The organism is Olivibacter jilunii, assembly GCF_900607235.1.
Lineage (GTDB): Bacteria > Bacteroidota > Bacteroidia > Sphingobacteriales > Sphingobacteriaceae > Olivibacter > Olivibacter oleidegradans.
This window is the reverse complement of record NZ_LR027850.1, coordinates 328,533-340,983: the sequence shown is the minus strand read 5'-3', so window position 1 is coordinate 340,983 and position 12,451 is coordinate 328,533. Positions and strand designations below refer to the sequence as shown.

Below are 12,451 nucleotides of genomic sequence, written 5' to 3'. Positions count from 1 at the left end.
CATCGTCTGTTTAATAACAAATGTGACCGACAAATCATATTTCCGATTTATTCTTAAATTGTACAATGATTTTTATTACAAGCGAAATGCAACGTAATCCATCCATATCCAATGCAACACGTCAGGAAATCCTGCTTTTTGTTTCATGTTTCCTTATAATGAGCATCCTTTATGCAACCCCAAGTCTCATAAATACCAGTGTGACAGCTCGCTATATCAAGGAATTATTAGTCGACTGTCTGTTTATGGCTATAGCCTGTTTACCTGTATGGTGGCTACATTTCCGAAGGCTAGCTCATTGGTCGTTAAAAAAAAGATTTTTCCTTCACCTATTTAGTGCGGTTTTGTATTATAGTATCTGGATGTTGTTATATCAGCTCTATAATCCGTTGGATGGAAAGCTACCTATGACCAATCAGCAGATATTGCAGAATTTAGGTCCGAATTTACTTTTTTATATCCAAGTATTCAGCATCCTCCACATGTATCATTTTTTCCGCGAGCGGGAAATGCAAGTCCGTCTTGAAAAGGAATTACGAGAACTTGCCTATCGCGGCGAGATTAACGCCTTGAAAGCGCAGATACAACCTCATTTCCTATTCAACACATTAAGCAGTATAAGCGCTTCACTGCCTCCGGAACAGGAAAAAACCAGGGTATTGATAGCTCGCTTAGCCGACACTTTTAGGTATGCACTGCTATCAACGAAAGAAGCATTTGTGCCACTTGCAAACGAGCTTAGTTTTATGGAAAAGTACCTTTCGCTCGAAAAAGTGCGATTTGGCAAACGTCTTCAGTACCGGATAAACATAGCCCCCAACGTTCCTCAAGTACAGATCCCTCCAATGTTGTTGCAGCCGCTGGTTGAGAATGCTGTAAAACATGGCATTGAACCGGCATTGGAGGGAGGAGAGATAGAGATCTCGTGTATAGTAAAGAGCAAAAAGGTTTGGATTAAGGTAAATAATACCGGCAGTGCATACCCCGGATCCCTCGAAGAACTCTTTCAGCGTAAGGGTGTTGGTATTTCAAACACAGCCAAAAGACTGGAGCGACATTATGGCGAAGAGCTAGCTGTTTCTCGTAACATTTCGCAAGGATTATGCTTTGAATTTTGCATTCCAATCCCGACTAACCAATAAAGATTTACTCCGCTTCAGTTATTTTCTGATTCTGTTAGTAGATTTCTCATGAACACGTTGAACAACCGCCTCAGCCAGTGCTGCCGGCTCTAAAACAGCAGAGGGATTATTATCCCTGATCACAGCCAATGGCATTTGAGGGAATTGCGAAGAAATGGGACTCTGACTCATGACCAGACCGCCTCGTTTTTCAACGGCAACGGCCCCTTTCAAGCCGTCATTGCCCCCACCTGATAAAATAATAGCAATGGCGCGTTCTCGAAACGTTTCGGCAAGAGAAAGAAGAAAGATGTCAACGGCCCTGTTAATGTCTGATTCCTTTGGCCGCGGCCTTTTCAACAGCTTTCCGTCAGCACATTCCAAATAACTATCTTCGGTAATAACATATATATTTCCCGATGCGAGCTGCACATCGTCCTTCACTGCGATAACTCGATAAGGCGTATAACGTGCTAAAATAGCACTCAAATTACTGACATACCCACGCGATAAATGAGTGATAGCAACAAAGGCAATATTAGGAAGAAAGGGCATTGATTCAAAAAAGGTCTGCATGGCCTGTATCCCTCCACTCGATCCGCCTATTCCTACAAGAAAGAAATCATTTGCTTCTGTCTTCATAACAGCATAGAACTCTCGTGTTTATAGCTTCTATGGAAAAGCGGGCTATCGGAACACGATGTTAGTAATCGCTAAGTACAAAGGACTTATATCCAAGCGTGCTCGTCCGTTTGCCCTTCTATTTCCCAAGGTTCCTTTTTTAACTTAGACTTAATGGCTTCTGTCAACTCGCTTTTCATATGGTTGAAATGTTCAATTTGATCTACCGCCTGCTTTCGAAAACCTTGCGCCAGGTTTTTCATTGAATTAGCTGATTTTTCTCTTGTATATTCACCTTTATCGGGTGCAAATAATATCCCAATAGCTATTCCAGCTCCCAAACCTGCTAAAAATGTAATTACTCTTCCAACGTCGTTCATATTTCTTGTATTATCAGCTCATTAAACTTGCGATGTTTTTTATAAGACAATATTCAGAAGCAAAAGTTTGGTTATTACCTCAACAACTCGCATATCGTCTTTAGAAGACAATATAAGAATTTACAAGCATGCAAGAAAAAAACAAGCAATCAACTGCGGAAAGGTTATTCAAGATCCGTTACAAATATTAGCCAGCTTAGCTTTGAAAAAAAAGTATGGTGTAAGAGACAATAATTTTAGGATCTGCTCGTTTTATTGTTTCGATAATTACTATAAATATACGCGGCATTTGGGGGAGCTAGGTCCAATGCAAAAGCAAAGATACCTATCCCCCAAATGACTGCACCAAAGAGCTTTGAACATCGACCTTCATTAGCAACCACCACATCATCCAAATAAAGAAAATTCATTAGGACATCAATCAGATCCGCTTTATTTCTATGATTAAGCCTCCAATCTTTCCATTATCTCTTTTGTATCTTTATAACGACTGGTATCGTACAGTACCCATTCGTGATTGCCACTAATCAGTGCTTTTATCGACTGGATGTAACGAGTTAGCTCACGATCCATTTCTTCACCAAATGAAGGAAGAGTACGTTCCAATTCCTGCAAGCGCATTAGATCAGCATCATGTATATGCAGGGATTCCTTTATTGCTTCTTTAAAGGATAACTTCTTTTCTTTTGCCAGGATGATCACTATATTTTCTGCTCCCTCTTTGTTGAGTTCTTTGCCCAGGGAATGAATATCATTAGCCCAGCTAGCCGTTCTAACTGCCATCAGCAGCATTTGTTGGACCACAGGATGCTGGTAGACATAGAAAGGAAAACTAAACTTGCTTGCCAAGGAGAGCAAGCAGCAACACACATTACCACCGGAAAAATAAGGCCTCATTTTCATATAATCCGCTAGACTTAGCCCCTTCTCCGTTTTAATCAGCTCCGCTTCCATTTGCCAAGACTTGAGCATTTTTAACATCTCTTCCACAAACCATCGCTGCCAATCTTGATCCGTATGTTGCTTTATTTGCTGCCAAAGATCACTAAAGCAAGCACCAAGGTTATTGCCGATACGCATCGGTACCGTTTTATGATGAATAAGAATGTCGATTACGTCATCCTTCAGGGATGTTAAAATTTTTTCGTTATGATTGCTTGGATTTACCATCATATCATCAGCAATGAAAAACAAAGCCGTCCAGCATCCTACCAGATACAAACCGGTTTTATCGGCGAAGGGAAAGGTTCTGGCAGCCCACCAAATATATTTTTCTTCTCTATAACGCTGAACCGATTCTTCCGTAGAAAGAAGTCCAAAGCTACTAATCCAGTTGAAAATTTCATCATGGGTTTCTTCGACAAAAGGCGAAATGCCAAAGGAGAATGGATAACGAATTTGACGAAAAATTTTTTCCATTTTGTTTTGTGTTTAGTATAATATCCAACAAGATTTTATTTTCGGAATGTCAATAACATTATTTATTTTTAAGCTTACTTGCAATCTGCCAATTATCGAACGACAGATGATAAAAAGAGAGCACCCTACGTATCACATTTTCAATCAGAATATCCGGACAAGACGCACCACTTGTTAAATGTATTACTACAGACTCCGACGGCAAATAGTCTTTCGTCAGCTTTAATTGCTGATGGTGAATATCCCAATGCTCTATCGCTGTCTTTGACAGTAAGCTTTCACTGGCGGAAATAAAATAAGTAGGCAGCTTTGCTTCGCATAATTCTACAAGATGAGATGTGTTAGAGCTGTTATACCCGCCTACTACAATTGCCAGATCGGCATCCAGCGAGAGCATTTCTGTTACGGCACTTTGGTTGTCATGCGTGGCATAACAGAGTGTATCCCGCATATTGGCAAAGTGATCCGTTATATGATCATCTGTCAACTGGTAATGTTCGACCATGGTCTGTTGCAAAAAATCAGCTATTTGCTGTGTTTCGTCAGCAAGTAAAGTAGTTTGATTTACTACACCGATTCTCTTTAGATCTTGCGTGATGTGAAAGCCTTCGGAATACCGTCCTTCAAATAGACTATAAAAATCAGCTGGGGGCCTTCGATTTCTGATGAAGTCGGCTAATAGTTCTGCTTCCTTTAGGTCTTTAATAACCATCGAAGCACCGACGCTTCTACTGTGCGAAAAAGTAGCTCTCGTTTCTTCATGGTCAGGTTTTCCATGCACAATCACGGTATAACCTTTATTCGCTATTTGAGATACTCTTGTCCACACTTTTTCGACAAATGGACATTTACTTCGGTAATATATCCGGTTGATTTCCTTCCGCTTTAGCATCTGCTCTACTTCTACCGTTGTGCCAAAGGCTGGCATAATGACTACATCCGCAGGCGTAATTTCTTCCCATGGGATAAGCTGTCTGCCATAGGTATCCATAATAAATTTAACGCCATTTTCCTGAAGGGCTTGGTTTACGTGTGGGTTATGGATAATCTCGCTCAATAGATAAATCCGCTTATGTGGGTTTTCCTGTATGGCAGTGTATGCGGTTTCAATGGCGTTCTCCACACCATAACAAAAACCGAAGTGACGTGCCAGGTTAATTCGAACTTTTCCAAAATCAAGAATAGAAGGGCTGAAATCCTTTTTTAGATGATCACGCTCCTGCCTGCTCTTTTTAATAGCCGTAACCATTTCACTTTTATATGCGGTTGGAATATCAAAGACTTTCATGTTTGACCAGCTTTTGTATGATCCGTTCTTGTTGAAGCATTTCTTTTACAACCGCTTTGATTCCATCTTTATCAAAGCCACATTCCTTATGCAATTCAGTTACTTTACCGTGTTCGACGATACGATCCGGAACGCCTAATATCCGTACGTCGGCGTGATAATTATTAATTGCCATAAATTCCAATACCGCACTTCCCAGCCCACCGATTATTGTACCATCCTCAACGGTAATCAGCTGTCGGTAATGCTGAAAAACATGATGCAAAAGATGCTTGTCAATCGGCTTCACAAATCGCATATCGAACAGTGCCACATTCACTCCATCCGCCTCCAATTCTTCACAGGCCTCCAGGGCGAAGTTCCCGGGGTGACCAAAGGAAAGGATGGCGAGGTCCCGCCCCTCACGAATTTTCCGACCGGTGCCGATCTTTATTTTTCGGAATGGAGTTCTCCAATTGGGCATTACTCCCTGTCCTCTCGGGTATCTGATCATAAAAGGCTGTGTGAGTCCGGAAAGTTGCGCAGTATACATCAGGTTTCGCAATTCAGATTCATTCATGGGAGCGCTGATAATTAGGCCCGGTAAGCATCGCGAATAGGAAATATCGTATATGCCATGATGGGTAGCGCCATCTTCCCCTACCAGTCCTCCTCTATCAAGGCAGAAAATAACCGGTAGCTGTTGCAACACGACGTCATGCACGAGCTGATCATAGCCTCTTTGCATGAAAGATGAGTAAATATTACAGAATACCGTCATTCCCTGCGTAGCTAGTCCAGCAGCTAAAGTTACCGCGTGTTGTTCACATATGCCTACGTCAAAGGTTCGTTCGGGCATCTTCTCCATCATAAATTTGAGAGAAGAACCGGACAGCATGGCAGGCGTAATACCTACAATTTTATCATTGCGCTCGGCGAGTTCGACCACGCTATGTCCAAACACATCTTGGTATTTGGGAGGTTGCGGTCCATCAATGATCGCTTTCTGTATCTTCCCCGTGACCTTATCAAAAAGTCCGGGAAAATGCCATAATGTTTTTTCCTGTTCTGCCGGTGCATAACCTTTACCCTTGGTTGTAATTACATGGAGTAATTTAGGGCCCGGAATATGGCGCATGTACTGCAATGTTTCCACTAATTTCAATACATCATGTCCGTCCAGTGGCCCAAAATAGCGCAAATTTAATGCCTCAAAAAAATTTGCTTGCTCGGATAGCATGCTCTTGATTCCTGACTTTGTTCTATGCAGCAGCTCTTTAGATCGTTCCCCGACCAGTGGTAACTTCGTGATTGTTTTTCCTACATTTTTACGGAACTTGTTATAAGTTCCGGTTAAGGTCAGGTGTGTCAGATAGTCTTTTAAGGCGCCCACATTCTGATCAATGGACATGCAATTATCATTTAGAATAACGATTAAGTTGGTATCTGACGCACCGGCATGATTGAGCGCTTCGAAAGCCATACCTGCCGTCATGGCACCGTCACCTATCACCGCAATGTGCTGCTTATCGTGCTGTCCACTAAGTTTGGCAGCGAGCGCCATACCGAGGGCGGCAGAAATAGACGTCGAAGAATGGCCTGTTCCAAATGCATCGTATACACTTTCCTCTCTGCGTGGAAAGCCACTGATGCCCTTATGTTTGCGATTGGTATGAAAAGTGTCACGTCTCCCCGTTAGGATTTTATGACCATAAGCTTGATGCCCTACATCCCAAATTAGCTGATCGTAGGGCGTATTCATAACATAATGCAGGGCAGCCGTTAGCTCAACCGTACCTAAACTGGCTCCGAAATGTCCTCCGTGCCTGCTTACAGTTTCGATTATGAATTCCCTTAGTTCGTCACATAACTGGGGAAGTTGCGACCTTTTCAACTTTTTAAGATCGGTGGGATTATTGATCTGGTCGAGCAAAGACAACTTGGTTTTCTTCATAACGGCGTACAATTTGACGGTGATTATATAATCGTAGATTTACCTATTTAAGACTGTCTTACTAATAAGGAATTCGCCAATTTCATCAGCTTTTCCTTTTTAAAAACAGGCACATCAATCTCTTCTAGATTACCGAAGGCAATTGCTGTATATGACTCGATCGCTTTGGTGGCCCATTGATCTACCTCCAATGCTTTATAACTGTTTATAACGGCTTGGACTTTATCTTGTCCCGTTTGTAAGAAAGCTTCCTTTAACATTATTTTCTGTTTGAAGTCGGCCACTTCAAAAGCTTTGACCAGCAACGCCGTTTTTTTGTTTTCCAAGATATCGCCCCCTACCTGTTTCCCGGTCCGGGCAGTCAAACCAAAGGTATCCAGATAGTCATCCTGTATCTGAAAAGCAATACCAATGTTCTTGCCGAATTCATACAAACTGATCTGTTGTTGCTCATTCGCACCACCCATAATAGCTCCGCACTGAGCTGCACAGCCCAACAGTACCGATGTCTTCCTGGTGATCATTTCCAGGTAATCGGCATAATGTACAGCGTCCATTTCCTTCTTTTCTAAATCGATATCCATCTGCTGTCCCTCGCAAACCTGTTTGGCCGTTTCTGAAAACAATTCGACAATATGCGTTCGGTGAATTAAGTCCACTTTGTTGAGTAACAAATAGCAATAAATAAATAACGTATCGCCAGCGAGGATGGCTGTACCTTCGTCATATTTTGTATGTAAGGTAGCGCGACCTCTGCGCAGGGGGGATCGATCCATGATATCATCATGAATGAGCGTAAAATTATGAAAGAGGTCGATTGCATGCGCTATTCTATAACTATCGGATCGAATAGGAGTAAATAATTCATTGGCCATCAAGCAGAGAGCGGGCCTTATCCTCTTACCGGGTAAATCCAAAAAATAATTGATAGATCCGTAAAGATTTGAGGGGGTAAGCGGGAACACTAACGAATCTCTTTTTTGCTGATAGAGGTCAGATATTGCTGAAAAAGAATGCATGGTATCTCATAATTTAGTGAAGAAAACCGACTCTCACGGAATTTACGGCCAATCAGAAATTATAATCCGTTTATTCTAAATTAACTAATTTTGCAGGAAGAATAAATGTTCAACTTGTTCAGTTTTTCTTTATTAAGAATCTAACACCAACAAAGTCGCTAACAAACAACGTGTTAAAAACACCACACAAACTTGCTTTACCAGCAAATAAAAAATTACCCAATTAATTTCGAACAGTTGCGCGTAAATTAATATAATATCAATATTAACTATAGCTTTCGATCATAACTAATACCGTACGGAAGACGCCTATTTACGATTGGTAACTTGGGTACTTTCGGCCAAACCATAGACAGTTCAACTGACAGCAGCATCAGATATCTCTAATTAATTAAGCGATCTTAGGATAAGCTCGAGACTAGAGATTTCCATAAGAGGCCCGTACACATATCCTACACGAATTAATAAGTTAATTAGTCATTCACAAAAAGGGCTTTACTTGTTCGTAGCTTTCTTTTTTGAGAGAAAGAACTCGTTGTTTGCTTTAACGACAAAAAAGCCGCCCGCAGTAGCCCAAAACCATTCTTGCATTGGATTTCAGAAAACCGAACATCTCTTGTAGGCTTTGGACTACCTACTTTTTAAGCAAACAATAGTATGGTGGTTATGTATTTTTAAATAAGTAAACGGTTTATGAAAGTGGAGTGGAGTAAATTGGTCCGACAGTTTACACTAGCAGGTCCTGAAAGCGACATAACTAATCAGCTTCGCTTGGCTTTAGAAAGTTCGGCACTAGTCGCACCGATGGATGATGTTTTGGTCTTCAGTTATACATTTGATATAAGTGAAACTTGTCGAGAAGCAACCGTATATTATTAACCTGAAGCTTTTGAAAAATGTTATTTTTATAAGTCCCAACGGTAGAGGTATGCAATTGCAGCTGTGCGGCAATATCGCTTAATCGAAGACCTTTGACCATCAATTTGCAGACCTCCAATTCACGGTTAGACAATAATTCAAATGGATTACTTTGTATCGATTTACCTTTTTTGAGCCGGCTTTCCCAAATCATATCTTTTATCGCCGTACTGATATATTGCTTACCAGCCGACACGTTGCCGATCGCTTTTCTAAGTTCTTGGTCATTTGCCGTTTTTTGTATAAATCCATGTGCTCCCTGATCTAGATATCGCAGGGCATACACATGTTCGTCAAAAGCGGTAAACATTAATACTTTAAGATAGGGCTTTTTTGTTCTCAACAGGGAAATCATATCAAGACCTTTGCCTCCCGGGATTTCGATATCCAAAATGGCCAAATCAATTGGATAGTGGTCAATCAGCTCAGTCGCTTTGCCCCATGTTTCGGCTTCGTGAATAACGGGATTTCCGAACATTTCCTTAATAATAAAAAGGACACCTAACCGGATAACACTGTGATCATCGACTAACAAGATATTCATTTTTATTCGTTATCGTTAAAACAATACTTACTTTAATTTATTGGTTTAGGTTGACCGGATCAGTAGTTTAACGAATAATAACTATATAATAATGCGTTGACTTATGTTGACATAGTTTATCTGTTGTGACGGTTAAACGAATGAATAGATTCAGTATTTTTCACGATTCGATATACCCTGATGATGGACTTTATCGCTTTTGCTTGAACCATGTTATAATTAAAGTTCCAATACAGTAAATTCAGTTCTTCTATTCAGTTGATGTTCTGCTTCTGAGCACTTGATGCCGTTAGCACAACGGTTTAATAACTTACTTTCACCGTATCCTTTAGCAATCATCCTATCTCTCGCAATTCCTCTGCTGACTAAATAGTCAACTGCAGCCTGTGCGCGTTTTTGAGAAAGCGTCATATTGTATTTATCCCTTCCTCTGCTATCTGTGTGGGATGAGAGCTCTATTTTTAGGGTCGGATTGTCTTTCATGATTTTTACGAGTCCGTCCAAAATAACCGCGGCATCTTTACGGATATTAAATTTATCAAAATCATAATAGATATTATCCAACCGGAAAGTCTTCCCTTGTTTTAACTGATCTAGGTATAAAGCAACTTTCACCGTATCGCCCGGATTTAATCCATTGGTATTAGTAAATGCCGAATCGGCAATGTAGCCAACTTTTTCGCCTAATACTTGATAAGCCTGCTCTACATCCACTTCAAATTCAAATCGACCTGCCGATTCGCTCGTTTTCTTAGCCAATAAGGTACCTTGTTCATCAAGCAAACTAACGTTTGCGTCAGCTAAAGGTTCTTCGGTCTCCTTGTCGTAAGTTACCCCGGCAAGCAGCACCGTAAATTTCGGTTTTAAATAAGTAAAAGAATATATATCATCACTACCCAAGCCTCCTTTTCTATTTGAAGACATAAAACCCGCCTCGGTGAGATTGGTAATATCGTTAACCGTGTAGGCAAAATCATCAGCAGGAGAATTAACAGGAAAACGCATATTAACCGCCTTAGACCAAGTTTCTTTAGTTCCCATTGCGGTAAAAACATCTAGATTCCCCATACCTGGCCAACCATTACTTGAGAAATACAGAACACCTTCCTTTGTTATACTGGGAAACATCTCGTCTCCGGCACTGTTGATCATCGGACCGGCATTCTTAGGTTCGCCCCACTCACCATTCAATAAGCGCTCACTATACCATATATCGGTTCCACCTTGTCCTCCCGGCATATCCGAGACGAAATATAATGTTTCACCGTCTTGGCTCAAGGCAGCGTGGCCTACTGAATATTCATTCACTCGATTGTAAGCAAAAGGGGTTTCGTTCCAAGTACCGTTATCATTTGTATAAATATATAATTCCAAATTTTTGGTACGGTATCTTTTTCTATCTTCTTTCTCCTTTTGCACCTCTTTTCCGGGATGAGTACGCGTTACATAAAGTGTCGTTCCTTCTTTATTAGACGCCACGGGCCCCACATGATAAGGTTCATTGTTAAATGACGCCTCTGCAATGTTTGATTCCTTCAGGATGTTTCCTTCGTTATGCTTCGCGCTATAAACTCTTAAAAAAGGATTACCCGTCCATCCGTAAACATTCTTGAACATAATAGCATCAGGTTCCCCAACATAATAAACTTTATCTCCAACGGTATATCCTCCAAATTCTGCCAAGGCTGTGTTTACAGAAGACTCGTTTCTTAACTTATGCGTAGTCGGTTGCTGCATCCAAACAATGGCAGAATCGCATCCCCTTATTTGTAAATCAATTTCATTCGTGCTGCCAGCTTTATCTGCATAGTCCTGAAAAGCCCTTTTTGCTTCGGCATATTTTGCATTGGCCTTTAGTACTTCAGCATATCGCAGTTTGTTAATCGGATTGCTTGTGCTATCTTCCAATACACGAACGTACCAATTCTCAGCCATTCCGTAATTATTCATCTTCCTATAGCAATCCGCCAAATTTTCCAAATCGCTTTGCCTCGGTTTTTTACTATCGACCAAGCGTTCATATAATTGAGCGGCCTTCGCGAATTGGTATTCATTATACAGTTGATTTGCCCGATCGCGCAGCGTAGGTTGTTCTTGTGCTTGTACCCCCGATCCTAAAAGGATGAGCACTAATAAATAGGGATATATGTATAATTTCTTCATTGGATTCTGCATTAGCTGATTAATTCGTTACCTGGCCTAAAAGAATCGTGGACTTATGAGTCTATAACCGCTTTGAGGAAAGGTTAAACCAATAGTGACCTCATGCGTTCCGTTTTGAACAGAGCTCAAACGGCTTAATATGTGGTCGTATGAATAACCAATTCGCAAACGTTCGGTGACGTAAAATTGCGCCACACCTGTAATTGCATTAGAGCTTCTCAGATTCTGCTGTCCGTTGGCGTATGATTTACCCATTTTTAATCCCATTCGATATCCCGCTCCCAACCACACTCGTTCCCCAAAGATAAACATGGCATTCAAATCAACATTTGTAGGTCCCTTAAAATCCTCCATAACCATTACACTTGGTCGAAGTTTCATATCTTCTGATAGATCAAACAGGGCCCCTCCTATCAAATACATATGACGCTTACGCTTTAAATTGGAAGTAGCATTCGCGTCCCAACGGAAAATATTATTGGATTGATCACCTGAAAGTAAGTCCATCATAGAAACACCTAAGTACCAACGAGGATTATAATAGTAAACGCCAAAACGTATGTCCGGAATCGTGTTACTGATTTTTCCCGGTGGAATTGTTGGATCGCCCGGATAAGTTGTTCTCAGTTCATTTCCATCCAGTCCGTATTGGGTAATACCTGCCCCGATTCCAAAACTTAGCCTTTGGGTATCTTCAGCATCTAAGCGCAAACGATAAGCATAATTGGCATAGACGGAAGTAGCACTTTGTGCCCCCAATTTATCTGCAGTAACCTGCAAACCTACCCCTGTATTCTTATTCATCCCCAACACGCCGTCTATTGATGCCTGTCCCGTTTTTGGCGCGCCGTCAATACCAGTCCACTGACTACGCAAAGCCATTTGCGCAAACCATTCCTCTTTGTAACCTGCATAAGCTGGGTTTACACTCAGTGAGTTAAAAATGTATTGCGTGAATTGGATATTTTGCTGCGCTTTGACCTCTCCCAAACCGAGTGCCAATGTCAGTACGATGACTAATCTCTTTATATTATGCTTATCCATA

The 12,451-nt window shown here is 41.1% G+C and carries 10 protein-coding genes; 1 reads left to right on the top strand and 9 read right to left on the bottom strand.

The window, feature by feature from the left end; all coding sequences use genetic code 11:
• The first annotated feature begins 65 nt into the window (after positions 1 to 65).
• Complete coding sequence (locus E0E36_RS12585; RefSeq protein ID WP_242627198.1) at positions 66 to 1,142, top strand: sensor histidine kinase; 1,077 nt, start codon at positions 66 to 68, stop codon at positions 1,140 to 1,142.
• 18 nt (positions 1,143 to 1,160) lie between these two features.
• Here E0E36_RS12585 and E0E36_RS12580 read toward each other — a convergent pair whose 3' ends face one another.
• The 9 genes from E0E36_RS12580 to E0E36_RS12540 all read right to left on the bottom strand — a co-directional run bounded on the left by E0E36_RS12580 (position 1,161) and on the right by E0E36_RS12540 (position 12,450).
• Positions 1,161 to 1,763 carry a chemotaxis protein CheB gene (locus E0E36_RS12580; protein ID WP_130856252.1) on the bottom strand — a complete coding sequence of 201 codons (603 nt, stop codon included), beginning with the start codon at positions 1,761 to 1,763 and terminating at the stop codon, positions 1,161 to 1,163.
• 86 nt (positions 1,764 to 1,849) lie between these two features.
• Complete coding sequence (locus tag E0E36_RS12575) at positions 1,850 to 2,122, bottom strand: YtxH domain-containing protein (protein WP_130856251.1); 273 nt, start codon at positions 2,120 to 2,122, stop codon at positions 1,850 to 1,852.
• 444 nt (positions 2,123 to 2,566) lie between these two features.
• Complete coding sequence (locus E0E36_RS12570; protein ID WP_130856250.1) at positions 2,567 to 3,541, bottom strand: terpene synthase family protein; 975 nt, start codon at positions 3,539 to 3,541, stop codon at positions 2,567 to 2,569.
• Positions 3,542 to 3,599: 58 nt separating this feature from the next.
• Complete coding sequence (locus E0E36_RS12565; RefSeq protein ID WP_130856249.1) at positions 3,600 to 4,829, bottom strand: 4-hydroxy-3-methylbut-2-enyl diphosphate reductase; 1,230 nt, start codon at positions 4,827 to 4,829, stop codon at positions 3,600 to 3,602.
• Positions 4,816 to 6,762, bottom strand: coding sequence for a 1-deoxy-D-xylulose-5-phosphate synthase (dxs, locus tag E0E36_RS12560; RefSeq protein ID WP_130856248.1), 1,947 nt, complete (start codon positions 6,760 to 6,762; stop codon positions 4,816 to 4,818). Before dxs ends, E0E36_RS12565 begins: the two co-directional genes overlap by 14 nt.
• A 47-nt stretch (positions 6,763 to 6,809) precedes the next feature.
• Entirely contained in the window at positions 6,810 to 7,781 is a 972-nt protein-coding gene (locus E0E36_RS12555; RefSeq protein ID WP_130856247.1) for a polyprenyl synthetase family protein, read from the bottom strand.
• An 823-nt stretch (positions 7,782 to 8,604) separates the two neighbouring features.
• A complete protein-coding gene (locus E0E36_RS12550) occupies positions 8,605 to 9,243 on the bottom strand; it encodes a response regulator (RefSeq protein WP_130856246.1) in 639 nt (212 codons plus the stop codon).
• Positions 9,244 to 9,462: 219 nt separating this feature from the next.
• Positions 9,463 to 11,406 (bottom strand): OmpA family protein, encoded by a 1,944-nt coding sequence (locus E0E36_RS12545; protein ID WP_130856245.1) that lies wholly within the window; start codon positions 11,404 to 11,406, stop codon positions 9,463 to 9,465.
• A 36-nt stretch (positions 11,407 to 11,442) separates the two neighbouring features.
• Positions 11,443 to 12,450 (bottom strand): PorP/SprF family type IX secretion system membrane protein, encoded by a 1,008-nt coding sequence (locus E0E36_RS12540; protein WP_013665372.1) that lies wholly within the window; start codon positions 12,448 to 12,450, stop codon positions 11,443 to 11,445.
• Position 12,451 lies beyond the last annotated feature (1 nt).

Bases quoted from the DNA above. Each gene is read 5' to 3' on its own strand.
- E0E36_RS12545 (WP_130856245.1), bottom strand. From the start codon at position 11,406: ATGAAGAAATTATACATATATCCCTATTTATTAGTGCTCATCCTTTTA.
- E0E36_RS12555 (WP_130856247.1), bottom strand. From the start codon at position 7,781: ATGCATTCTTTTTCAGCAATATCTGACCTCTATCAGCAAAAAAGAGAT.
- E0E36_RS12580 (WP_130856252.1), bottom strand. From the start codon at position 1,763: ATGAAGACAGAAGCAAATGATTTCTTTCTTGTAGGAATAGGCGGATCG.
- E0E36_RS12550 (WP_130856246.1), bottom strand. From the start codon at position 9,243: ATGAATATCTTGTTAGTCGATGATCACAGTGTTATCCGGTTAGGTGTC.
- E0E36_RS12575 (WP_130856251.1), bottom strand. From the start codon at position 2,122: ATGAACGACGTTGGAAGAGTAATTACATTTTTAGCAGGTTTGGGAGCT.
- E0E36_RS12585 (WP_242627198.1), top strand. From the start codon at position 66: ATGATTTTTATTACAAGCGAAATGCAACGTAATCCATCCATATCCAAT.
- E0E36_RS12565 (WP_130856249.1), bottom strand. From the start codon at position 4,829: ATGAAAGTCTTTGATATTCCAACCGCATATAAAAGTGAAATGGTTACG.
- E0E36_RS12570 (WP_130856250.1), bottom strand. From the start codon at position 3,541: ATGGAAAAAATTTTTCGTCAAATTCGTTATCCATTCTCCTTTGGCATT.
- dxs (WP_130856248.1), bottom strand. From the start codon at position 6,762: ATGAAGAAAACCAAGTTGTCTTTGCTCGACCAGATCAATAATCCCACC.
- E0E36_RS12540 (WP_013665372.1), bottom strand. From the start codon at position 12,450: ATGGATAAGCATAATATAAAGAGATTAGTCATCGTACTGACATTGGCA.